The organism is Niveispirillum sp. BGYR6 (assembly GCF_027568365.1).
Classification (GTDB): Bacteria; Pseudomonadota; Alphaproteobacteria; order Azospirillales; family Azospirillaceae; genus Niveispirillum.
Genome location: NZ_JANLNL010000001.1, coordinates 173229 through 197020, shown reverse-complemented (window position 1 = coordinate 197020; position 23792 = coordinate 173229). Strand labels below are relative to the sequence as shown.

16 protein-coding genes are annotated in these 23792 nt (G+C 64.8%); 1 reads left to right on the top strand and 15 read right to left on the bottom strand.

Going from position 1 to position 23792, the window contains the following annotated elements; genetic code table 11:
- Positions 1-128: 128 nt before the first annotated feature.
- Entirely contained in the window at positions 129-2252 is a 2124-nt protein-coding gene (locus PCJ49_RS00820) for an ATP-binding protein (RefSeq protein WP_269909267.1), read from the top strand.
- Positions 2253-2333: 81 nt separating this feature from the next.
- Here the strand turns inward: PCJ49_RS00820 and PCJ49_RS00815 are convergent, their stop codons facing one another.
- The 15 genes from PCJ49_RS00815 to tssK form a co-directional block, all read right to left on the bottom strand.
- Positions 2334-2813 carry a type VI secretion system tube protein Hcp gene (locus tag PCJ49_RS00815; protein WP_244559682.1) on the bottom strand — a complete coding sequence of 160 codons (480 nt, stop codon included), beginning with the start codon at positions 2811-2813 and terminating at the stop codon, positions 2334-2336.
- Positions 2814-2865: 52 nt separating this feature from the next.
- A complete protein-coding gene (tssH, locus tag PCJ49_RS00810; protein ID WP_269909266.1) occupies positions 2866-5505 on the bottom strand; it encodes a type VI secretion system ATPase TssH in 2640 nt (879 codons plus the stop codon).
- A 228-nt stretch (positions 5506-5733) separates the two neighbouring features.
- On the bottom strand, positions 5734-6792 hold the full coding sequence (gene tssG / locus PCJ49_RS00805; RefSeq protein WP_269909265.1) for a type VI secretion system baseplate subunit TssG: 1059 nt from the start codon (positions 6790-6792) through the stop codon (positions 5734-5736).
- The gene (gene tssF / locus PCJ49_RS00800; RefSeq protein ID WP_269909264.1) at positions 6789-8606 is read right to left on the bottom strand and encodes a type VI secretion system baseplate subunit TssF; all 1818 of its coding nucleotides are present in this window, start codon (positions 8604-8606) and stop codon (positions 6789-6791) included. The genes tssG and tssF overlap by 4 nt, the downstream gene beginning before the upstream one ends.
- Positions 8599-9087, bottom strand: coding sequence for a type VI secretion system baseplate subunit TssE (gene tssE / locus PCJ49_RS00795; protein ID WP_269909263.1), 489 nt, complete (start codon positions 9085-9087; stop codon positions 8599-8601). The genes tssF and tssE overlap by 8 nt, the downstream gene beginning before the upstream one ends.
- A 4-nt stretch (positions 9088-9091) precedes the next feature.
- Entirely contained in the window at positions 9092-9880 is a 789-nt protein-coding gene (locus tag PCJ49_RS00790; protein WP_269909262.1) for a type VI secretion system accessory protein TagJ, read from the bottom strand.
- Positions 9881-10028: 148 nt separating this feature from the next.
- Entirely contained in the window at positions 10029-11465 is a 1437-nt protein-coding gene (tssC, locus tag PCJ49_RS00785; protein WP_269909261.1) for a type VI secretion system contractile sheath large subunit, read from the bottom strand.
- Positions 11466-11479: 14 nt separating this feature from the next.
- Complete coding sequence (tssC, locus tag PCJ49_RS00780) at positions 11480-12973, bottom strand: type VI secretion system contractile sheath large subunit (RefSeq protein WP_089290478.1); 1494 nt, start codon at positions 12971-12973, stop codon at positions 11480-11482.
- Positions 12973-13482, bottom strand: coding sequence for a type VI secretion system contractile sheath small subunit (gene tssB / locus PCJ49_RS00775; RefSeq protein WP_089290479.1), 510 nt, complete (start codon positions 13480-13482; stop codon positions 12973-12975). The genes tssC (PCJ49_RS00780) and tssB overlap by 1 nt, the downstream gene beginning before the upstream one ends.
- Before the next feature lie 55 nt (positions 13483-13537).
- Positions 13538-14650 (bottom strand): type VI secretion system protein TssA, encoded by a 1113-nt coding sequence (tssA, locus tag PCJ49_RS00770; protein ID WP_269909260.1) that lies wholly within the window; start codon positions 14648-14650, stop codon positions 13538-13540.
- Between the two features lie 4 nt (positions 14651-14654).
- Positions 14655-15977 carry a serine/threonine-protein kinase gene (locus tag PCJ49_RS00765; protein ID WP_269909259.1) on the bottom strand — a complete coding sequence of 441 codons (1323 nt, stop codon included), beginning with the start codon at positions 15975-15977 and terminating at the stop codon, positions 14655-14657.
- Positions 15974-17509: a type VI secretion system-associated protein TagF gene (gene tagF, locus PCJ49_RS00760; protein WP_269909258.1), complete on the bottom strand. Its 1536-nt coding sequence runs from the start codon at positions 17507-17509 to the stop codon at positions 15974-15976. The genes PCJ49_RS00765 and tagF overlap by 4 nt, the downstream gene beginning before the upstream one ends.
- Positions 17491-21042: a type VI secretion system membrane subunit TssM gene (tssM, locus tag PCJ49_RS00755; RefSeq protein ID WP_269909257.1), complete on the bottom strand. Its 3552-nt coding sequence runs from the start codon at positions 21040-21042 to the stop codon at positions 17491-17493. Before tssM ends, tagF begins: the two co-directional genes overlap by 19 nt.
- A complete protein-coding gene (icmH, locus tag PCJ49_RS00750; protein ID WP_269909256.1) occupies positions 21039-22439 on the bottom strand; it encodes a type IVB secretion system protein IcmH/DotU in 1401 nt (466 codons plus the stop codon). Before icmH ends, tssM begins: the two co-directional genes overlap by 4 nt.
- Positions 22439-23788 (bottom strand): type VI secretion system baseplate subunit TssK, encoded by a 1350-nt coding sequence (gene tssK / locus PCJ49_RS00745; RefSeq protein WP_347710413.1) that lies wholly within the window; start codon positions 23786-23788, stop codon positions 22439-22441. Before tssK ends, icmH begins: the two co-directional genes overlap by 1 nt.
- Positions 23789-23792: the final 4 nt, after the last annotated feature.

Below are 23792 nucleotides of genomic sequence, written 5' to 3'. Positions count from 1 at the left end.
CTATCCTCTTTTACATACACATACGATTGAATATCTTTGCAGCTTGGGCGATCTTGCCGTCTGGTACTTTACGCCCTGATGGAAGGTCCGGCCATGCAAAACAACCGCCTTTCAGGCCGGATGAAACAATGCCCAACGCGCAACCCGATGTGATGGCGGTGATGGCCGATAGCCGATCGGGAAACAGTGCATCGGGATGGGGGCGACGCCGACTGCTGCCCTCCCTGCGCGCGCTGGTTCCCACCCTGGTGGCTATCATCCTGATGGCCGGGCTCTACAGTCGGGGCGGTCAGACGGTACTGGACCTTTCAAACGACAATGCCCAGATCCTGCATAATATGGAGGCCAGCGTAAGGCTGGCCGATATTGGCAACCGGATGCAGGGGCTGAGCGCCCGTTTCAACTGGATCATGGTGCTGAAGGCGGCAGAGCGCGAAGGCATTGATGTCCGGATGGAACTGGACAAGGCCATTGCCGCCCTGGATGCCGTCATCGCCGATATGGAGGCCTATCGCCGGGCTGGCGCCACGACGGAGCAGATTCCCGCGATTAACGACATGCTGAACGAGCTGTCGGATTATCGCAGTGCCGTCACCTGGGTCGGCTCCATGGTGGATCTGGATTATCCCAGCGCTGTTGCCTATCTGGAAAGCTTTGGTCAGGTCTTTGACCGGGTGCAGGGGCAGCTGGGACAGATGGTCAGCGCGCATGGCGATCAGGCACGCCAATTGGCCGCGGCGGCCGCCCGCCGCGCCGATCTCAGCATCCAGACCTTTCTGTATTTTGCCATCGCCATGTCGGCGGGGGTCGCCCTGCTGTCCTGGCTGACAGGTCGATACCAGCAACGTTTACGCGTGGATACAGAGCTGTTGCAGGAACAGGTGGAGCTGCGGACAGCCGATTTGCAGCGGGCCAATGCGGAGCTGGCGGCATCTGCGACCACGTTGAGCCGGCTGGGCCATGTCGGCCGGGAACTGACGGCGACCCTGGATTTGGGCCAAGTCTATGCGGCATTGGCCCAGAGCGCCAGCGACCTGCTGCCCACTGAAACCTTCGGTATCGCCCTGTTGAACGAGGCCGGTGATCATATCGCCTATGAGATGTTCAACCTGGATGGAAAACCCTATCCGGACCTGCCGATCTATCCGCTGGATCATCCCACCTCGCTGACAGTGCGGGCGCTGAGTTTTGGTGGGGATCTGATGGTGCTGGATCAGGCCGCGGCGGCATCCGCCCCCTCCATGCAGGAAAGCGGGGATTCCCGCATGGCCTCGCTGATTTTCTGCCCCCTGGCGATTTCTGACCATATTTTGGGCGTGCTGACGGTGCAGACGCGCCAGCCCAATGCCTATGGCCCCCGCGAACAGGATATTCTGCGCACCCTGGCCGCCAATGCGGCCATCGCCATTGCCAATGCCCAGGCCTATCGCCAGCTGGGCACGACGCTGACGGAACTGCGCGCTGCCCATACACGATTGGTTCAGCAGGAAAAGCTGGCCTCACTGGGCGGGCTGGTGGCCGGGGTGGCGCATGAGATCAATACGCCGCTGGGCGTGGCGCTGACCGGGGCCAGCTTTATCGAAGGCCAGTGCCAGGAACTTAAGGTGCGGTTGGATAAGCGGGAGCTGAAACGCTCTGATCTGGATGAGTTCATCAAGATCGCCGATGAAGGGATGCATGTGGTTCTGACCAACCTGACGCGCGCCGCCGATCTGGTGCAGAGCTTCAAGCTGGTGGCCGCCGATCAGCATAGCGAAGAAGCGCAGCTGATCGATCTCGGCCGCTATCTGCGGGATATGGTGCGCAGTCTGGAACCCTTGCTGCGCCGCAGCCGTGTGGCCATGAAGCTTGATCTGGCCGATGGGGTGATGCTGCGGGTGGCGCCGGGTCCGGTGGCGCAGCTGGCCACCAATCTGGTGCAGAATGCGGTGATCCATGCTTTCGCGGGCGTGGCGGAGCCGACCATCAGCATCCATCTGCCTGCCCCTTCTGACGCGAACCTGCCAGTGCGCTTCATGATCAGTGATAACGGGGTCGGCATGGTACCGGAAGTGGCGGCAAAAGCCTTCGACCCCTTCTTCACCACCCGTCGCGGCAGCGGCGGCACCGGCCTGGGGCTGCATATCGTGCATAATCTGGCCCAGGCCGCCCTGGGCGGCGATGTGGAGTTGAAAACCGCACCCGGCGAAGGCTGCCTTTTCACCATCACCCTGCCCCGCCAACCGCCGCAGCGCATGGCGGCAGCCGGGTAGGATTTGTGAGCCTCGATACCCGGCAGGGCAACATCCCGGCAGGCAGGTTCCCTTGCCTGCCGGGATAGCCCATTTGATCGATCAGGCGGCCTTGGTGGTGGCCAGATCGTAAGAAGCGATGATCGGCGACTGCGGGTTGTGCTGGCTGTCGTAGGGGATGTACTTCATCTCCACCTTGGTGAAGTTCAAGGTGATCTGCTCTTCCGGACGGTCGTTGGTGGCAACGATGTTGTAGGAGGAAATCAGGGTATTGGTCAGGGTGAATTCAATATAGGTGTCACCCGGATTGCCGCTGGAGACGATGTGGATCTTGGTCGTCACCCCGTTGCGACCGGAGCATGACTGGGAGAACAGCTTCACCGAAGAGCTGTCGGACGTCTTGGTCAGCGTCACCTCACCCACCGACGGTTCAGAACCTTCGCGGTTGGAGGTCGCACCGGCCAGGGTGTTCATGTGGCGGCTGACACCCCATTGCAGGGTTTTGATGTCGGTCCATTGCACATGGTTCTGGTGGGTTGCATCGCCGGCAATGCCTTCGATCTGCATGTAAATCGGCATCATTCTCTCCTTGGATTGGTTGATCGGAACAGCACTTCAGGGAAAAATGGCACCATCACGCCGCCGAACTGGCGGGTTGTGACTTCCAGCCGGGCTGGGGCACCGGGTCCAGGTCGATGCGGAAGTCGCCGGCGGCGTCATCCCAATCGACTTTGGCGGCGGCAATGCTTTGCCGCGCCGCCAGACTTTCCAGCAGACGCCGGGACAAGGCCGGCATCAGGGAACGGGACAGCACATGGTCAATGGCGCGGGCACCCATGTCGCCCTCGCCACAGCGCGCCACCAGCCGTTCCACCAGGGACGGTGTGACGGTCAGGCTGGCACCATAGGTCTGGCGCACGCGGGCGCGCAGCCGTTCCAACTGGATATCGACAATGGCGCGCAACTGCTCCCCGCCCAGCGGCAGATAGGGCACCACGCTGACACGCCCCAGGAACGCTGCCTTATAATGTTTCAGCAGTTCCGGGTGCAGCGTGGCGGCCAGCCCTTCCAGGTCGGGCAGCGTATCGGGGTCGGCCCCCAGCGCCATCAACAGGTCGGCCCCAGCATTGGAGGCCATCAGGATGGTGGTGTTGCGAAAATCAATGTCGCGCCCTTCGCCATCGCGCAGCACGCCCTTGTCGAACACCTGATAGAACACGTCCTGCACGCCGGGATGGGCCTTCTCCATCTCATCCAGCAGCAGCACGCCATAGGGACGGCGGCGCACCGCCTCCGTCAATACCCCGCCCTCGCCATAGCCGACATAGCCGGGGGGCGAACCCATCAGCAGGGAGACCTTATGTTCTTCCTTGAATTCCGACATGTTGATGACGGTCAGGCTCTGCTCCCCGCCATAGAGCATGTCGGCCAGGGCCAGGGCCGTTTCGGTCTTGCCGACACCGCTGGGGCCGGCCAGCAGGAACACGGCCGGCGGCTTGCGCGGGTCGTGGATGCCGGCGCGTGCGGTGTGCAGCACATCGGCAATCAGGCGCAGTGCGCCATCCTGGCCGACCACGCGCTGGCGCAGCCGGCTTTCCAGGCCCAGCACATTTTCCACTTCCGACGACAGCATCCGGCCGACGGGAATGCCGGTCCAGCGGGCCACCACGCTGGCCACGGCGGCGGCGGTCACATCATCATGCAGCAGCGGCGTTTCCCCCTGCAGGGCCGCCAGATCGCGGCGCAAGCGGGCATGGCGCTCACGCAAAGCCAGCGCTTCCGCCTCTGCCAAGGGTGTGGCTGCCGGCCCTTCCAGCCTGGCAGTGATGTCGGCAATCTGGCTGATCAGGGCCTGTTCAGCCTCCCAGCGGCCGGCCAGTTCAGCCTTGCGCGCCTTGATATCGGCCAGACGTTCCGCCAGGGCCGACAGGGTGGCGGCATGGTCGGCGCCCAGCCGTTCCTCCCGCGTCAGCACCGCCTGTTCGGCCTCGATGGTTTCCACCTCCCGCGTCAGCGCCTCCAGCGCTTCCGGGGTGCCGGCCCGGCTCATCGCCACCATGGCGCAGGCGGTATCCAGCAGGCTGACGCATTTATCAGGGAGTTGCCGGCCGCTGATATAACGGTGGGAGAGATGGACAGCGGCGCGCACCGCCTCATCCAGGATCCGCACACCGTGATGGCGTTCCAGCGTGGGGACCAGCCCGCGCATCATGGCAATCGCCATTGCCTCGTCCGGTTCCTCCACCTTTACCGGTTGGAAACGGCGGGTCAGCGCGGCATCGCGCTCCACATAGCGCTTATATTCGCTCCAGGTGGTGGCGGCGATCATGCGCAGGGCACCGCGCGCCAAATCGGGCTTCAGCAGGTTGGCGGCGTCGCCCTGCCCCGCCTGCCCGCCGGCCCCGATCAGCGTATGGGCCTCATCCACAAACAGGATGACGGGCTTGGCGGAACCCTTCACCTCCTCGATCACGCCTTTCAGGCGGTTCTCGAATTCGCCCTTCACCCCGGCCCCGGCCTGCAACAGGCCCAAATCCAGGGTGCGGATGGAAACGTCACGCAGGGCCGCCGGCACCTCTCCGGCGGCGATGCGCAGGGCCAGGCTTTCCACCACCGCCGTCTTGCCGACGCCGGCCTCACCCACCAGAATGGGATTGTTCTGGCGGCGGCGGGTCAGGATATCGATCACCTGCCGCACCTCCGCATCGCGCCCGATGATCGGGTCGATGCGGCCATCGCGGGCTTCCGCCGTCAGGTCGATGGTGTAGGCATCCAGGTTGGGCGTGCGGCCCCCATTGCGCGGCGTGGCCGCCGCTGCCCCCGTCACCGGTTGGGCGGTGGGGTCGGCGGCGGCAATCGCCTCCAGCCCCGCGCGATCCAGATCGGCCAGCAACGGCCCCAGATCGCCCAGCGCCACCGCGCCCTTTTCATCATGGCACAGCGCCAGCAGCAGGTGCAGCGGGCTGACCGCAGCAGCCTTGAAGCGCAGCGACGCCACCAGCCACGCCTCCCGCATCAGTGTCACCACGCGGGGGGAGAAGGCGGGCGGGCGGCTGCTGCCGGTGCGGCAGCGTTCCAGCGCACGCTCCAGCACCCGGCGCATGGCATCTTCGGTGATGCCGACACGCGGCAGCACCGGCGCCAGCACCGTGTCGGGCCGGTCCAGCAGGGCCAGCAGCCAATGTTCGGCCTCAATCTCATAATGGCTACGCGCCATGGCGATGCCGGCCGCCGCCTCCAGCGCGCGGCGGGAATGGTCGTCCAGTCCTGCCACCAAAGTCCTTAAATCAACTGCATCCATGATAACCGCCACGATTGGAAGGGCTGCGCCGATGGGTTTTGGCCGGTTGGCACTGTCACGCTGGTGAAATAAATATGTACGGAAAATGGAAATGAACGCTATTTCCGCTATAGATACCGCAAAATCGCAGAGAATAAACTTCGTAGTGGTGTTACCACCAACGGGATTTCCTGAAATATCCTGTGATTTTTCAAAACGGACTCAGTTATAATAATCCATATTACTTACGTCTATTATCGCATCATCCGGGTCATGTACCATGGGGAAGGCGCTGAGCCAGCCGTCGTACCCCAAACGCACACCGTCGCCCCCCTGCAACACACAGTCGGGCACTTCGTTCCGCCGCAAGATCAGCTGCACATCAAAATCCAGCCCGGCCCCGGCATAAAGCCGCGCCAGTTCAACAATGCGGCGCAGGCCGGGGCTGCCGGGCAGATGATCCCGGAACTGCCGCCTGGTCAGTGGCCCCAGAATCAGCCGGAAACGGCCCTGCACATCCCACATGCGGGCACCGGCCACCGTATCCACGCCCAGCCGGTTATAACTGCCCAGACGGGAGAAGCCGCCCTGCAGAGAGGTCTGTTCGCTTTGGGGGATGGCGATCCAGCGCCCGCTGAATTGCTGTACCTTCACCGGGATACCGCAGGCATCGGCCAGCATCCGTTCCAGGGAGATGGCGGCGCGTGGCTGCTGGCTGAACAGGCCGGCGAAATAGACCATCACCTCATCTTGCAAGGACAAGCGCCCGCGCACATGCGGCGTGCCGAAACCGGCGATGGATAGCAGCGCCGTGCTGGCGGCATCCCCGCCGGCCAGCCCATGCCGTTCGTAAAGGGCGGGCAAGCGATAGCGTCGCCACGCCTGGAAGAACAGGGCGCCGATCCGGTCATTGAACAGGTCCAGAAAGGCGGCAAAACCGGGGGACCGGTCTTTCAGGCTGCGGATCACCGTCTCAGTATAGACCTGGGGCAAGGCCGATAGCGGCCCTGTCATGGTCATCAGGTTGACGGTCATTTCCGCCCGCGGCACCCCCTCCCCATCACCATCCACCGGGGCCGGCAAGGACAGGTGCTGGATTTCATGCGCCGGAAAGGACAGTGACGGGTTGGCGGTGAAGCGCACCGGCGGCCCGTCTGCCGTATCCTCATTCGCCGCTGACAATTGGCGTTCCAGCAACTGGATGGCGCGGAACAGGTCGAACCGGTGCGGCTGGTCGCGCAGCAGGTCGATCAGCGGCGGGATTTTCGGGGCAACGCTCATGCCACAATCCCTTCGCCGATGCGTGCCGGCCAGCGCGCCATGATCTCCGTCCGGCCCTTGGCCCGCAGGCTCAACCGGGTGAAGGAATTGATGCTGGCATAGAGGGAGAAGAAACGTTCCAGCACGGCGGCGGGCAGAAAGATGCCGGTGCTGCCGCCGCGTTCCGGGTCAAGCACCAGTTCAATATCCAGCCCCCGGCACAGGGTGGCCACATCGGTATGCGGTGCCCGCGCCGTGGTGCGGCGGCTGGTGACGGAGACAACGGCATCCACCAGGGCGCGGGTTTCCGGCGTATCCTTCAGATCGTACAGCCGCAGGATGGCGCGCAGCGCATCCGCCCCACCCGGCCCATCCACCAATGACAGATGGTTCAGCGACAGATGCGATATCAGCCGCCAGCGCGCCCCATTGCCCGTGGCCGGGCGGATCACCGGGGTGGGTGGCGTCAGGCAGGCAATGGGCAGCAAGGGCCCGCCATCGGACAGGGTGAAATGCGGATGCCCGCCGCCAAACGGCAATTGCGCCGGCAGGTCGCGGTTGAAGCACAAGGTCTCCACACTCACCGTCCAGTCGGCGGGGATGGAGGGGTTCAGGCCCAGATCGACCAGCGACAGGAACATGTCGGTGCTGGCATCGCGGCTGCCGCGCGGGCGGCGCATCGCGTGCCAGAAATGTTGCTGCTTGTCCGGGTCCGGCGACTGGTGCCCGCCATAAAGCGGGGCGATGGAAAGTTTCTCGCCACGGGGAGACGATGCGGTGACGCGCTCAATGGCGTAAATCTCCCGCGCTTCCGGGCGGCGGGCATCGGGCTGCACCAGATATTCATTCACCTCATGCCCCAGAATGATCGGTTCCGCCGCCTGGCGGAACAGGTTCACCACCGGCACACAGCCCAGCGCGAACAGCGACGGGCGCACCAGCTTTTCGCCTTCCTGCCAGGCGCGGTCGAGATAGAGGTAAATCTCCATCTCCTTGCCCACGCCGCGCAGGATGCGGGCCGACAGGCCGCGCAGATCGACGAACAGGAATTTTTCCGGGAAGGCAAACAGCTCTGTCAGCAACCGATAACCGATGAAGGATTGCGCGCCATAGGGCACCATGCCGTCCTCCGGCTCAAACCCCACCGCCGACAGGCAATCCGGCCCCAGCGTCACCGGCACCGGGTCATTGATATCCGACACCAATGCCATGCCGATGACATTGTTCAACAGCAATTCATGCAGGCGGTACACCGCCTCCGGCGGGCCGTTCAGGAAAAAACGCAGCCGGTCCGGCCCCAGTTCCGTCAGATTCATCCCCTGGGCCGTGGTGCTGATCTTCAGGCGCAGCACCGACTTGGCCACCCGTGCCGCCGGCACCAGCGGGGCCGCCGCTGGCATGGCGGCCAGACTGGCCACCGTCACCTCAATGGGCCAAACCTCTGCCGGCATGGTGGTGCGGAAACGGCAGGGCTCCCCGCGTACTGGCTCGGTTTCCAGGGCGGCCCCGCGCGGGACGGCGTGGCTGCTGGTCAGTTCCGGGGCCGCCTTCATCTGCACCACGGCCATGGAGGGCATGGGCGTGACGTAATGGGGATAGAGCATCCCCAGCAGCGCGTCGGTCAGTTCCGGGAAATCATCATCCAGTTTCTGCCGTACACGCGCGGTGAGATAGGCGAAGCTCTCAATCAGCCGGGCGACATGCGGATCATCCACCGCATTGGGGCTGATGCGCAGATTGCCCGCCACCTTGGGATGATCAGCAGCAAATTGCGCCGCTGCGCGGCGGATGGCGGCCAGTTCCTGGGAATAGAAGGAAAGAAACGTATCAGGCATGGCTGCCGCCCTTGATGGAAAAGGTCTGGCTGACCGGATCGAAGACGGATTCAAAGACAATCGGTTCCGGTGAAGGTTCCACCCGGATCACCGCTTCCACCCGGAAACGCAGGGTGCGGTCCAGCACATGGTCGCTGGTCAGCACCGACACGGCGACGCCGGCCAAGCGGGGTTCGAAATTGCGGATGGCGGTTTCCAGGGCGCGGCCGAAAATCGCGTGTCGTTCCGCCGTCGCCATATTGATGGCGGTGAAATCGGGAATGCCGAAGCGCAGCGGGCTGCGCGCCAACTCCCCGATCTCCCCGCCCGGCACGCCGGGGCGGCGGCGGGTATTCAACAGGGCTTCCAGATCGCGGCGGATGGCCTGTTTCAGTTGCGCCAGGGCGGCATTCCAGCCCACCTGACGCACGCTTGGCCCTTCCACCGGCTGCAACAGCCGGTCGAACACGGACGGGATGATGGTGACGGGCGGGGCGGCCATCGGCTTACCCCACACTGGCCGTGAAATGCAGGCTGGTCAGGTCCAGCATCGGTTTCGCCTGATCGCCGAGCAGGAAACAGCGCTGGCCCTTGCCCAGCACCAGCCCAGCCTGTTCCTGCCAGTCGGTGGCGCGGCCCAGGCGGAAGGCAGGCGTATCCGGGGCAATAGCGGCATAGATCGCCGGCATGTAAAGCGTACCGGTGGTGCCATCATCCAGGGTCAGCCGCACTTCCCGCCAGATCAGGTCCAGCAACTGGCGGGCCGGCACGAAATCCAGCCCCGCCACATTGGCCAGATCCACCCAGAGATAGCGGCCATCCATGGTCAGCAGTTCCAGCAGGCCGCCGGTGGCATCATCCAGATCGCGGAAATCATCGAAACCCTTGCCCACTTTGGGCTCACGGGCGGTTTCCGCCTGGGCGTAGAGCGCGGCAGCGCCCGTTTTGTCGCCTTCGCGCCATTTGACGCCGGCTTCCAGATGCAGGCGGATGGCATCGGAGGGTTCGCGCAGCAGGTCGGGCGGGCGGCCGGCACGGTACCAGTCCTGCCGCGCCGCTTCCGCCCGGATCAGGTGGCGGGTCAGGCTGATGCGGCGCTGCAGCTCCGGGGCCTGATTCAGCAGGATGGAAAGCTGGGCGTCGGCGCGCTCCAATTCCCCATTGGCGCAGAACAGTTCGGCCAGCCGATAGCGGGCCGCCTTGTCCGTCGGCCCCCGCCGCACCGCCTCCGTCGCCGCGGCAATGGCACCCGGCAGGTCATCGGCGTCGATATGGTGTTGCAGGGCGGTGGTCATGGGATGGTCCTGTTGTTAAGTGAAATGTCCAACGCTCTGTTTCCGTCACCCCGGCGAAGGCCGGGGTCCAGGGGCCACAAGCGCGTCGCTCTACGATGCTGGACCCCGGCCTTCGCCGGGGTGACGGTAGAGAGAGCGGACAGGTTGATCACCCCTGCGGCCCTACCAGTTCCGTCACCAGCCGGAAACTGGTCTGGATATCGTCCAACTGGAAATGTGGTTTCAGGTGGATGACGCAGCCAAAGGCACCAGGGCGACCGGCAATGTCGCGGACCTGCACCTCTGCTTCGCGCAGCGGGTAACGGGCCTTGAAGGAAAGGGCGGCATCGTCGTTGCCCAGGCAATAACCGCGCAGCCAGCTACGCAAATGGTCTTCAAACTCCGCCGCCGTGGCGAAGGAGCCGATTTTGTCCCGCCCGATCAGCTTGATGTAATGGGCAAAGCGCGAGGCGCAGAGCACATATTGCAGCATCGCCGACAGGCGCGCATTGGACGTGGCCGTGGCCCGGTCATAGGCTTTGGGATTATGCAGCGACTGGGTGCTGTAAAAGACGCAGGCATCCAGATAGCCAACGCGCGACAGGGGCACCATGCCCATCTCGCTCAATTGCTTTTCCTGCCCGTCGGAGAAATAGACCTCCAGCGGCGGGGCCGCCGGGCCGCTGCGCCCGAAGGAGGGGAAGGCATGGCCGGGAAACTCCGTCAGCACGCCGCCGGCCTCCATATCCTCTGGCGCGCCACGAATATCGGCGAACCAGCCATAATGGTGATATGCGCGCATCACCACGGTGGCGAAGGCAAAGGCGGCATTGCCCCACAGGTAATCCGCCGCCCCCGGCCGCCCGGCATATTCGGTGAAGCGGAAACCATCCACCCGATGCGGATCATGGCCATAGGGTTGGCGCATCAGGATGCGCGGCAGGGCCAGCCCCAGGAAGCGCGCATCATCGGCGTCCCGCAGCCCCCGCCAGCGCAGATGATCCGGCCCGTCGAAGGAGCGGGACAGGTCCACCGTGCCGCCCATGTCGCTGAAACTGTCCAGCCCCAGCAATGCGGGCGAACAGCTTGTGACAAAGGGGCAGAAGGCCGCCGCTGCCACGGCGGCGATGGATTTCAGCGTACCGACATCGTCGGTCGGGTGATCGGCGCTGCGGTTATGGCGCACATAATAATCACCGATCAGCAGGCCGAATGGCTCCCCGCCCGGCGTGCCGAACTCCTCGCTATAGACCTTGGCGAAAAGCTGGCTCTGGTCAAATTCGATGGCGCGTTCAAAATCGCGCGCCAGTTCCCGCCATGCCACATCCAACATGCGGATTTTCACCGCGCGGGCGGATGAAGCCGTTTCCACCAGTTGCAACAGCCCCCGCCAGGTTGCTTCCAGCCGCTGCATCCTTGGGTGATGCAGGATGGCATTCACCTGTGCCGTCAACAGCCGGTCGATGGCGGCGATCAACTGGTCGATGATCAGTCTTTTATCGGGATGGCGGCGCAACTGCGCCCGCCAGTCGGCACCCATATCCGCCTGCGTGGGCCGGCGGGGATCGCTCCCCGCCGGCACCGCCTGCGGCCTGGGCGTCAACACCAGGGGCTGATGCATTATTGCTTGCTCGGGATACGCGCCACCATGCGCAGGGACGTGGTCAGTTCTTCCATCTGCAGCCAGGGCCGCATCCAGGCGATGGCGTTATAGGAACCGGGCTTGCCGGGGATTTCCTTCACCGTCACCTTGGCCTCGCGCAGCGGATAGGCTGCCTTCATCTCCTGGCCGGCCCCTTCATTGGCGTTGACGTAATTGTTGATCCAGCGGTTCAACCACGCCTCGCAATCCTCCACTTCCAGGAAGGAACCGATCTTGTCGCGCGCCATCACCTTCAGGTAATGGGCAAAGCGCGAGGTGGCCATCATATAGGGCAGCCGGGCGGAGATGGCGGCATTGGCTGTGGCATCGGGCCGGTCATATTTCTTGGGCTTCTGCACCGTCTGGGCACCGAAGAACACGGCATAATCGGTATTCTTGTAATGGCAGAGCGGCAGGAAGCCCAGCTTGCCCAGTTCCGCATCCCGGCGGTCCGTGATGCCGATTTCCGTCGGGCATTTCTGGTCGGGGTCGCCATCATCGCTGGTGAAGATATAGGTGGGCAGATTATCCACCTTGCCGCCGCCTTCAGCCCCACGGATGGCGGTGCACCAGCCATATTTGGCAAAGGCATTCGTCATCCGCGCGCCCATCACATAGGCGGCGTTCATCCAGCAGAAATTCTCATGCTCCTGCGCCTGATTGCGGCCATCGGTACCGGGCGGCGTTTCCTCGTAATTGAACTCATCGATGGTCAGCGTGTTGGACCCATAGGGCAACCGGGCCAGCACGCGCGGCAGGGTCAGCGTAACGAAACGGCTATCCTCGCTGTCGCGGAAGCTGCGCCATTGGGTATATTCCACCGTGTCGAAAATCTTCTCCAGGTCGCGCGGCTTGGCCAGATCGCGGTAATCCTGGAAACCGAAAAGCTGCGGGCTGGCGGCGGAGACGAACGGTGCAAAGGCCGCAGCGGAGATGGAGGAGATGCTGGTCAGCATCTGCACATCTTCGGGGTGATTGGTGAATTCATAATCACCGATCAACATGCCATAGGGCTCACCGCCCGGCGTGCCGAACTCATTCTCGTACAGCTTCTTGAACAGTTCGCTCTGGTCGAACTCCACCGCCTTGGAGAGATCCTTCATCAATTCGCGCTTGCGCACATTCAGCACGCGAATTTTCAGGTTGGCGCTGGTTTCCGTGCTCATCACCAGATGGTGCAAACCGCGCCAACTGCCTTCCAGTTTCAGGAAGTCGGGATGGTGCATGATGGCGGCCAACTGCTTGGACAGTTTGGCATCCAACGCGTTGACCGCCTCGTTGATGGTCAGGGTCAGGTTGCGGCGATAGGTGACGGTGCCGTTCAGCGCCTCCTGCGTCAGGGTGCGCAGCAGGCTTTCCACGCGCGACGGCTCCGTCTGCCGGGTGGCGCTGATCGCCTGATCCAGCAGCGACGGCGCGCCGTCCAGCGTTTCGGTCTTGGTGGCAGAGGTGGCAAGCGTTTGCGTCGACATCACTTCACCTCCTCAGGGGTGGCGGCCAATTGTTCGGACAGTTTGCGCAACTGGGCATCGTCCTGCAGGATCTGCTCCAGCAGATCTTCCAACTGGGTGGACCGGTCGGCCTTGGTCAGCAGGTCGCGCAACTGGTTGCGGGTTTCCAGCAACTGGCGTAGCGCCGGCACCTGCTGCACAATCTGCCCCGGCTCCATATCCTCCAGGGAGGCGAATTTCAGCTCCACCGCCATTTCGCTGCCGTCGCCGGCCAGTTCATTGGCCACCCGCAGGCGAAGCTGTGGCTTCATGCGGGCCAGGATTTCGTTGAAATTATCCCGGTCGATCTGGATGAATTTGCGGTCCTTCAGCGGCTTCACATCGTCAGAGGGATCGCCGGAAAAGTCGCCCAACACGCCGACGACGAAGGGAAGCTCCTTCTCCACCATCGCGCCATCGGTTTCGACCTCGTACTTGATATGGACGCGGGGCTTGCGCACCCGCTCCAGCTTGTCATGCACACTGGCCATGTCATTTCTCCTGAAACTTTAAAGGTTTGCTGTTCGCGGTCAGGTGGAAAAAGGGTCAGGAAGGCGGGGGCACGCGGATGCCCGCCGCCGTCAGCATGGAATTGCGCACCGCCGGATCGGCCACCAGTTCGGCCAGCAATTCCGGCAGGGTCATCTGGCCGCGCCGCACCAAGTCTTCGATCGTGTAGGAGATCGGGGAATGCGGTTCGGTGCGGCGGAAGAAACGGCCAATATCGGCCAGCAGGCGCAACGCCTCCTCCCGGCTGGCGATGCCTTCGGGGCCGACAGCCGGGCCGGGCCGGTTGGGGGTCACCTGGATGGGCGCACCACTGACGCTGGTTTCCAGGATCGGATCATCCGCTGCCACCGGGTCGGGCATCGGCTCCTCCTCGTTCAGGTCCGTCAGGAACAGGGTGGCGTCCTCAATTTCCTCCAGCAGGTTGGCGATGGCCGATGTTGGCGGCGCCTCCGTCCCGCAGCGTTCGGTCAATACCCGGTCGAGAGTGGCGAAGGTGGTGCGGCAGGCGCGGATATCGGAAAGCAACCGGCGCTTATCCGCCACCGGCACCGCGGCCATGCGCTGGCGGAGGGTATCGGGCGTGGGCGGCGGCTTGCGGTTGGGGCGGTTGCGGGTGTCGGGTGTCTGCACCGCGCGCTGGGCCAACTGGAAATGCCAGAAGGCAAAACCGTCATCATTGCGCAGCAGCATCACCTTGCGGATGGGCTGGATCAGCGTGCCTTCCGCCCCAATGCCGTTCAACCCGGCCACGGCGGTGATGCGCGCGCCCACCCCATCCTCGTCGGGCAGCGGATGCACATCATCCCAGAACCGTTCCACCAGACCGGTCAGCAGGCGGAACCCATCGGCCAGCCCGGCAAACCCATCCAGCCGCACGGCGGCTTCCACCAGCCAGACGGCCACTTCCAGATCCTTGGAGCGGTCGGTCAGCAGGGCCGTGCCGCTCTCCAGAATCTGCTGCCATTCTTTCAGCGGGGCCTGCGCCTCGTCATCGGAATCCGCCCGGCGTTCGGTGGCCCGCGCGCCGGCACGCAAATCCTTCAGGTGATAATAACCACCCTCCCCGCCTGCCTGCCCGCGCAGATCGGGGCCGCAGGGGCTTGGCCCTTCCAGCGGGGTCAGCAGAATATCGAGATCAAACAAAGCCATGGGCTCACCCCCTGCCTTTGCCGAACAGGGAACCGATGCGGGACAGCAGCCCACCACCCTTGGTCGCCCCCGGCGCATCCAGCCCGCGCAGCAGGGCCGACAGGTCGGTCGGCCGCTGTTTGGGATCGGGCTGCAACATGGCGCGGATGATGGGGCGCAGCCGGTCGGGCACGGCATCCAGCGGCGGCACGCTGCGGCGGGCGTCGGCCGCCTGATCGGGTGTCTGGCCCATGGGCAGTTTCTCGCCCCGCGCGGCAGCCGCAATCACCAGCCCCAGGCTATAGATATCGGAGGCGATACCGATGGTCCCACCATGCAGGCCCAGTTGCTCCGGTGAGGCGAAGGAGAATTTGCCGGCGAAATCCAGCCCATCGCGCGGCGTCACCCCGCCGCGCAGTTCCGCCGCCACGCCGAAATCAATGATCTTGGCCGCCGCCGGATTATCATCGGGCAGCAGGATATTGTCCGGCGAGACGTCCCGATGCACCAGACCGGCGGCATGGATGGCCGACAGCCCCGCCGCCAGCCGGCGCAGCAGCGCCTCCAACGCTGACAGGCGCAGGGGGCCGCGCCGGATCAGTTGCGAGAGCGACGGCCCGTCAACATATTCCAGCAACAGCATGGAACGGCCGTCATTGTCGCGGAACAGCCCGGCGCATTCCACCACCGCCTCATGCCGCACCCGGCGCAGCAACCTTCCCTCCGCATGGAACATGCCGACAATGCGGGGATCGTCACGATAGGCCGGGATGATCACCTTGATGGCATGGTCGGTTTTCAGGTCACGGTGGCGGACCCGGTAAATCTCCCCCATGCCGCCGCGCGCCAGCAGGGTGCGGACCTTGAAGCTGTTCAGCATCACCGCCCCCGGCGCCAGCGACCAGCCGGAACTGTCCGGCGGCGGTGTCGGGGCGGGGTCATCATCGCGCCCGTCGGTGGCCTTGGCGATATAGCGTTCCAGCACACCGCGCGCCGTGCGCAACAGGTCCAGCGTTTCGATTTCCGCCAGACCGGTGCGCTTGGCCTCTGCCCGGATGGCCCCGATCAGGCCGGCAAGCTGGTTTTCCACCACCTCCCGCGTCGCGGCCTTGGCCAGCGGGCCGGGGGCGGCGCGGATGGCGGTGAACTCCACCGGCTCCACCGGTTGGGCCGTCTCACCCTGCACGAAACGGGTCAGTTCCTCCGGCGCTTCCGGCTCCGCGGCCAGCAGCAGGGAGGTTTCCTCATCCGGTTCCACCGGGGCGGACATCAGCAGCGATGTCACCTCGTCCGGTGCTTCCGGTATGGGGTCGGCGGGGGGCCGGGCGGCCAGCATGGCGTGGTTCATGCTGTTGCCTCCCCCGCCTTTTCCGCCGGCGGCACCGGCCGTGCCGGCGCCAGATCGGCGGGGATATCCACGATGATGGCGGTCAGATTATCCGGCGCACCAGAGACCAGCACATTCTCCACCAGCGCATCCACCGCGTCGCGGGGGGCCAACCCCTGGATCATCTGGGCGATTTCCGCATCGCGCAGCACCTTGGTCACACCGTCGCTGCAGAGCAGGAAACGGTCACCTGGCAGGGCTGTGTCATGCATCATCTCCACCTCCAGCGCATCGGCGGCACCCACCGCGCGCGTCACCAACATCGTGCTGCGCTGGTTGTTCCCCAGCCCGGCGGCGACATGATCGCTGGTCAGTTGCTGGAAAGTACCGTCGCGCAGCCGATAGATCCGGCTATCCCCCGCCCACAGGCAGGAGATGCGGTTGGCATAAACCACCAGCACCACGGCGGTGGAGGCGACGACCGCCTGTTCATCCAGCGTGCGCGCCCGGTCGCGCAACATGCCGTTAGCCTCATGCAGGGCATCGCGCACATCATCGACAAACCCGGCGTAGGAGAGCGGCGGCAGCACATTATCCAGCGTCGCCACCACGGTGGCGCTGGCCACCTCCCCGTCAGAATGGCCGCCCAGCCCGTCGGCCACGCACCACAGCCCGATATCCTCCCGCATCAGCAGGGCATCCTGGTTGGCACCCCGGCGGGTGCCCGGATGGGTGCGGCCATGGCAGGGCATCGGCACCACAGGGCGCAGCAGCAGGATGGGCAGTTCGGCATCATCCAGATGCAGCACACTGTCCGCCGGCCGCTCCCAGCCCCATTCCTCCCAATGGCCATCCATGAAGGCGGCGAAATTCTGCGGCGCCGGCAGGCCGGGGGCGATCAGCAGGGAAGAGGCGACGCGATCGGACCCGCTGGTCCACCACAGGCTGAACCGGTTGTTGAAACCGATCAGCACCTGATCCAGCAGCCTTCCATAGGTGTCGGCCAACTGGCCATTCTGCACCTTGCCGTCCCCCTCCAGCCCAACCCGCAGGCCGTTGGCGCCATTGGCGGCTGGCCTTGTTGTGTCATAGGGCGGGGCACCCAGCGTGCGCAGCGCCTGGTCGAACCGATCGAAGACGAAGCCATCCTCCAGCGAGGACAGGGCCAGCGCCTCCACCTTGTCGAACCAGCCGCGCGCCGTTTCGATCAGCCTTATGGGGGCGACGCAGCCCGGCAGCGGGGCCGCCAGCACCAGGGGGAAGTAACGCCCCACCCGGTCCACAGACGGCATCAGCACGCCGGCCAACGGCACCTCCCCGCAGACACCCGGCCCCAGCACGAAACGCCAGATCGGCGTTTCCAGGTAGGAGGGCAACCAGCCCTCCCCCATCTGGCGGCGGGATGTGGCGATGGATGCCTGCAGCCATTCGTCCAGGGGCTGCACCAGCCCCGGCCCCAGGCGGCGGGACACAAAGTCCCCCCGCGCCGGGATCTTGCCGAAAAAGCCGGGCTCGTGCGCCGAGGCGCCGCTATTTAGAACGAGGTTGGACAACGGAAATTCCTCAATTCCTTGAGCACCAGGGGGTTGAGCGACGTGCTGGAGCGCACTTCGAACACGGCTGTGTGATTGTCAGCGGTGAAGGAGATGCGGGCCGTATCGCTGCCCACGGCGGACATGGCCCCCTTGTCGACCAGCCGGAACAAAGACCAGGGGCCGGTCTGGGTCATGCCCTGCGGGTTGGCATTGCTGCCCGATACCTCAAACACCACGCGGCTGACGGCATTGGCCTCCCCCGCCGGCCATTGCAGGGCGGTCGGCCATTGCGGACCATGGCGATATTCCACCTGCTGGCCGCCGCTGGTCAGCAACACGCCGGTCGCCTTGGGGTCTAGCGTAGAAGGTGTCACCTGCAGGGTGACATTTGGGGTCTGCCCACCATCGGGGAAGAAGGCATCGCGGATCTGCGCCGCATTCTGGAAGGAGACCAGAACCGAATTGGGAATACCCAGGCCGGTGCCGCCCACGCTGTTCCAGCGCCAGCGGGCACCCGACGTATCCACCAGCGTGCGCAGATGGGTGTTGAAGAACTTGTCCATCAGGCCGTTGGGCGCGAACAGGCGGGTGAAATCGCCGATGGAGATTTCGCTCTCCGCCCCCGTTTCGAACGGGTAGCGGCCGCGCACCGCCCGCCGGCAGAAGCCGCCCACTTCCCCGCCCCACAGGTTGGAAAGCTGGGCCCGTGCCCCGCCGACCGATTGCTGGCTGATACCTTCGGTGAAGGCACCCACCCAGGCCGCCACGGGCTGCGGCAGTTGCGGCACCTGGGCGGCCAGACGCTGGGTCGGCCCGGCCCCGCCCCGCGACGCGCGGGCGTACATGTCCACCTGACCATTGGCCGGGCCGCTGGCAAGCGCGCTCATCTCCTCATAGGCATTGCCCAGCAGGCGGATCAAATCCTCCACCCGCGCCGGGGCCCCATCCGCCGGGGTGATGAAATCGGCGATGGGCTGGAAATGCTGGGTCACACCACGCGCACCCGCCGGGGCATTGGCCATGGCGGCCGACACAGCGGCGGCATCACCCGGATTGACGCCAGGCGGCAAAGCCAGCCTTGTTTCATCGGCCACCGCGCGCAGCAGCTTCAGCATCGGCATATCCGGGCCGGAGACCATGTTCAGCACGGTCACGGTCTGCTGTAAATCAGCCATCGGCACGATGCGCAGATCGTTCAGCATCTCATCCCAGACGCGGGTGTAGTCGGCAAAGTACAGTTCCAGCACGCGGGCGCGGATGGCCTCCATCTGCTCCGGTGCCGGGGTCTGCTTCTCCCCCATCACCCAGCTTTGGGCCTGAACTTCCTTCAGCACCCCATCCAGGGCCGGTTGGAAGGATTTATAGAAACCCTCGCGGGTATAGACACCGGGGATACCTTCGTTCAGCGGCTTGCCGGACAGGCGGGTGAACACACGTTCCCCGCTGCCGCCGGCATGGTTGACGGGCAGCCATTGCTTCTGCTGCGCCACGTCACCGCGCTGGCGAACCAGGGCATAGACGCGTTCTGCCGGGGTCAGCTTTTCCAGGCTGCGGCGGGATTGTTCGATCAGGTTGGCATCCAGGGCGATGGGCGACAGCCCGCCGGCGATCAGGCTGTCCAGATGGCGGGCCAGCGCCTCCCGCAGCGGCTGGTTATTGGGGCCGGGCCAGGATGTCGCCCAGTCATTGGCCATCCAGGCTTTCACGGCCCCGGCATCCATCGGCCCATGGCTGCCCAGCATCAGATAGATGCGCAGGGCGGCGGCGGTGAAATCATCATCGCCCTGGCGGTCACGGATCTGGTTCTGCAAGCGCACCAGCAGGCGGGGCAGCAGCAGCCCGTTCAACGCCTTCTGATAGGCATTGCCATGCACCGCCGTCAGCTTGTCACCCTGATACAGGCCGAAGGTCAGCCAGCTTCCGGCATCCGCCCCTTCCGGCGTCAGGCCGGTGGGCAGGGCGCGCAGGATATCCAGCGGCTTGACCACACGGGGCAGGTCGCCATCGGCGACATTCTGCACCGGGATGCCCTGCACCGCCTTTTCATAATCGGCCAATTGTTCATTGATCTGCGCCACCTGGCGTTCATTGGTGCGATAGCCCGTGGTCCAGGCATAGGCCATCACCGCCAGCAGCACGAAGGCCAGCGCATAGGTGGCGATGCGTATCCGCCGCCGCCGTTCCTCCACCTTGGGGTTCAGGCTGACCACGGCGGCTTCGGCAAACACCACTTCGCGGAACAGACGGGTCAGGAAATAGCTGCGGCCCTGGCGGTTATTGGCCGGCAGGCGCACCGGGTCCAGCCCGAAGGTGCTGGTAATGGTGGCCATGGTGCGGTCAATCGGCATCCCCACCTGCAGGCTGCTGGTGAAATAGACACCGCGCAGCAGGGGCCGGCTGTCATAGGCGCTGGAACGGAAAATCTCCGTCAGCACCTCCAGCATGGCGTCGCCCAGGCTGGCCACCTGATTGGGGAAGTTGAAGACCAGACCGCGCCGGTCAATGTCGCTTTCCTGCTGCACCCGTTCCAGCAGCCGTTCATTCAGCCGGGCGACCAGCGCCTCCAGCTCCTGCGGGAAGCGGGTGACGACGCCGGCATTTTCCGCCGAGCCATCATCCAGCGGGAAGGTCATGCCCCAGACCTGTTCGCGCTCCGTCTTGCCCAAGCCGTCGAAGAATTCCACGAAGCCCGGCACCAGATCGACCTTGGTGAAGGCGACATAGACCGGCACCTGGATGCCGAAACTGTCATAGAGCTCATTCAGGCGCTGGCGGATGGCGCGGGCATGGTTCAGCCGTTCCGTGGGGTCTGGCGCCATCAGGTCGGCCAGGCTCAGCACCACCACGGCCCCATTGACCGGCTGGCGGGCGCGATAGCTTTTCAGCAAATCCAAGAAGCCCAGCCAGGCTTTCTGGTCCAGTTGCGGGTCGCTGTCCTGCGTGGTGTAGCGACCGGCCGTATCCAACAGGATGGCCTGATCGGTAAACCACCAGTCGCAATTGCGCGTGCCGCCAATCCCCTTCAACGGGTCGCGGCCCAAGGAGCCGGAAAGCGGAAAGTTCAAGCCAGAGGTCAGCAGGGCTGAGCTTTTGCCCGATCCGGGCGGGCCGATCAGCATGTACCAGGGCAATTGGTACAGATACGACCGGTTCATGCCGCTGCCGCCGGCCTTCTTGCGCAGGGTGCCCAGCGCTTCCAGCAGCCGTTCGCGCAACTGGCGCAACTCATCAGCCGAGGCATCGCCGCGCTTGTCGGCCTCCCCCGCCTGGGTCAGGTCGCGCATCATCCGGTCGTCGGTCTTGCGCGACTTGAAATTGACCTGCAGGTTGAAGGCTGCCCAGACCACGAAGACCGCCACACAGGCGATCATCCGCGCCATGTCGGATTCCAGCGGGCGGTAACTGCCCACGGCGATCAGCGCGCCGACATACCAGATCATCAGCGCGAAACCGATGGCCCAGATCAGCGACCAGACCCAGCGGGCGCGCAAAGGCTGCACCAGGGTGGAGAAAAAGGGCTGTATCGTGGCGGGAAGAAATTGCGTGATCATTGCGGCGTTCCTTGGCTCACCGGCGGCGGGGCCGCCGGGGCGGGCGTCGTCTGTGCGGGCGCTGCCGGGATGGTCACCATCGGCGCGCTGCGCAGGATGACGTCGATGCGGCGGTTGGCTTCGCGGCCGGCCTCGGCATCGTTGGAGGCGACGGGCTGGGTATCGGCCATGCCCTGGGCCTTGATGCGGGTCGGGTCTTGCACATGGTCAGCGATAATGGCCGCCACGGCATCGGCGCGCGCCTGCGACAGGTGCCAGTTGGAGGGGAAGCGGATGGTGCGGATCGGCACATTGTCCGTATGGCCGGTGATGGTCACCTGCCCTGGCCGCGTGTTCAGCGCCTGCCCGATCCGCACCAGCAGACCATCATAGGAGCCATCCACCTGGGCCGAGCCGGACGGGAACATGCCGGCATTACGGATGCGCACCACGGTGTCGGTGCCCTGCGCCACCACCGTTACCAGCCCGGCCTTGATCTCCGGCGCCAGAAAGGTGGTGAAATGGTCGACATCGCGGGCCGGCGCCTGCACCGGCGGGGCCGGATCGGCGATCTTGATGGAGGGTTGGCCGGCGGGCGGCAAGGCCGCCATCTTTTCCAGCGTGGCATCGGACTGGCCATTCAGCGCAAAGCTGAAACCAACCGCCATCAGGGTGATGACGATCAGCGTCACCGCCATCACGGTCCAGAATTCGATGCTGGGCATCAGTGGGCGATAGGGGGCCTCCACCCCGCGCCAGTGGGGCGACAGCTCCCGCTCCCCCTCCCCGCGCAACTGCATCAGCGTGCGGTAGAGATTATCGCGGATGCGGGCATGTTCCAGCGCTCCCTGGGCCAGGATGCGCAACCGCCCCTCAAACCCCAGCGAGAGGCAGAGATACATCAGCTCCAGCACATGCAGGTTGGCGGCCGCATCCTTCAGCAGATGGTTCAGCAGGTCATAGAAACGCTCACCCCCCGTCACATCGACATGGAAACTGACAACCATGCTGGTGCGGGTCCAGGTGCTGCTGGCCCCCCAGGGGGTGTTCAGCACCACATCATCCACCGTGGCGCAGAGCGCGTAATGCGCGGCGCGGGCGGCCTCCGGCGAAAGGCCGGAACCCTGGATGCGCTTTTCAAAATTCTTGATCTCGCCGGCCACCCGTTCGCGCAGATCGGCGATATTGGGTTGGGTGGCGGTGACGCGCAGCCGGCGGATCAGGTTCAGGATCGGCCCGGCGGCGGCCAGCAGCGGGTTCAGGCCGCCCAGTGTCAGGTCGATCGTGTCATTGGCGACAAAGTCGCTGGGCGGTGCCACCACGGCACTGGCCGGGGCCGCCGGTCGGCGGCCGCCCGGCGTCGGCTTGATGATGGTTTCCTCGTGGCCTGACTGGCCATAGCTGGCAAAGCTGGACATCAGGCGACCCCTTTGATGGCCCACAGCTCCATATCCACCTGGGCGAATTCACCGGCCAGATGCAGGGCGATGCCGCCCGACTGCTGAAGCTGCTTGAAATGCGGAGAACTGCGATCCAGTTCGAAAAACACCTGACCGGAGCGATAGGGAAGCTGGCGCGGGGCCATCGGCATCGGGCTGACGCGGATGCCCGGCAGGGCCACATTCACCAACTGGGCGATCTGTTCCACCGGGCCAATCTTGACCTGATTGGGGAACAGCCGGCGCAGATGTTCGACCGGCATATCGCCATTGACCGCCAGCACGAAGCTGGCATTGAACAGCAGCGAGCGGTCGGCAATGACACCAACCTTGATGCCATGGCGGCGCGGTTGCAGCGGGATGGGCACCGCCGTCTGTTCCAGCACAGCGGACAGCGATGCGCGCAGATCGGCCAGCACCGGGCGGAACGTCGCCTGCAAATCCTCATGCCGGTAATCCGGGAACACGGTGGCGCGCTTGCCCTCCGCCGTGAAGGTCGCCAACTCCCCGGCAATTTCCACGCACAGGCGGTAAAACCGCTCCGGGTGCAGCATGGGGGCGGTGGCGGCGTAATGGCGCAACAAGGGCTCGTACCGGTTCACCGTTTGCAACAGCAGGAAATCGGCGATCTCCGCCGCCCCCTTGGCCTGGGACGGGCCGGCCACGCGGGCGGCCAGCGCTTCGGCGCGATGCTGGATCAGCGCCTGGATCTCGGTCAGGAAACCATGCAGCGGCGATTGCGCCGCGACTGAGGTAGTGGGGGCGATAAACTGGTCATCCAGAATGATGGCGCGGTCGGACCGCACCTCCACCACCCGCGCCACGGCGATCTTCTCATATCCGGCCAGCGGCTGGGTTTCCGGGGCCAGCCGCAGGCGCAGGCGCGCCACATCCATCGGTGCGGATTGGCCGCTGCCCAGATTGGCGTCTTCTGCCTCAAACCGGGCGGGGACATAGCGGGTGATGGCATCTTCAGAATTGGGGTTGCCAACCTCCGCCGCCCCCGGCTGGCGCACCGGCAGGGTCAGATAGATCAGGCAGTTCTTGATATTATCGAACAGTTCCAGCGGCGGCGGATGATCGGCATCATCGGGAATGGAAAAGGGGGTGCCGTCCGGCAGGATGCCCCGCGCCGCCGCGATGGCGAACTTGCCGATCCCCAGCAGTTCCCGGTTGATCACCAGCTCGCTGATCCCCCAGGAAAAGGGGGTCAGCGGCTGGGTGCGGGCCGCCACCAGCCGCTCGACATGGCGGTCGGCCTGCTGGAAATGCTGCACCCGCAGGAACATGCCCTCGGACCAGACCACGCGGTTGGCGGACATCATCATCCAG

Excerpts from the sequence above, each read along its gene's own strand:
- PCJ49_RS00820 (WP_269909267.1), top strand. The coding sequence starts at position 129 with ATGCCCAACGCGCAACCCGATGTGATGGCGGTGATGGCCGATAGCCGA.
- PCJ49_RS00815 (WP_244559682.1), bottom strand. The coding sequence starts at position 2,813 with ATGATGCCGATTTACATGCAGATCGAAGGCATTGCCGGCGATGCAACC.
- tssG (WP_269909265.1), bottom strand. The coding sequence starts at position 6,792 with ATGAGCGTTGCCCCGAAAATCCCGCCGCTGATCGACCTGCTGCGCGAC.
- tssF (WP_269909264.1), bottom strand. The coding sequence starts at position 8,606 with ATGCCTGATACGTTTCTTTCCTTCTATTCCCAGGAACTGGCCGCCATC.
- tssE (WP_269909263.1), bottom strand. The coding sequence starts at position 9,087 with ATGGCCGCCCCGCCCGTCACCATCATCCCGTCCGTGTTCGACCGGCTG.
- PCJ49_RS00790 (WP_269909262.1), bottom strand. The coding sequence starts at position 9,880 with ATGACCACCGCCCTGCAACACCATATCGACGCCGATGACCTGCCGGGT.
- tssC (WP_089290478.1), bottom strand. The coding sequence starts at position 12,973 with ATGTCGACGCAAACGCTTGCCACCTCTGCCACCAAGACCGAAACGCTG.
- tssB (WP_089290479.1), bottom strand. The coding sequence starts at position 13,482 with ATGGCCAGTGTGCATGACAAGCTGGAGCGGGTGCGCAAGCCCCGCGTC.
- tssA (WP_269909260.1), bottom strand. The coding sequence starts at position 14,650 with ATGGCTTTGTTTGATCTCGATATTCTGCTGACCCCGCTGGAAGGGCCA.
- PCJ49_RS00765 (WP_269909259.1), bottom strand. The coding sequence starts at position 15,977 with ATGAACCACGCCATGCTGGCCGCCCGGCCCCCCGCCGACCCCATACCG.
- tssM (WP_269909257.1), bottom strand. The coding sequence starts at position 21,042 with ATGATCACGCAATTTCTTCCCGCCACGATACAGCCCTTTTTCTCCACC.
- icmH (WP_269909256.1), bottom strand. The coding sequence starts at position 22,439 with ATGTCCAGCTTTGCCAGCTATGGCCAGTCAGGCCACGAGGAAACCATC.
- tssK (WP_347710413.1), bottom strand. The coding sequence starts at position 23,788 with ATGATGATGTCCGCCAACCGCGTGGTCTGGTCCGAGGGCATGTTCCTG.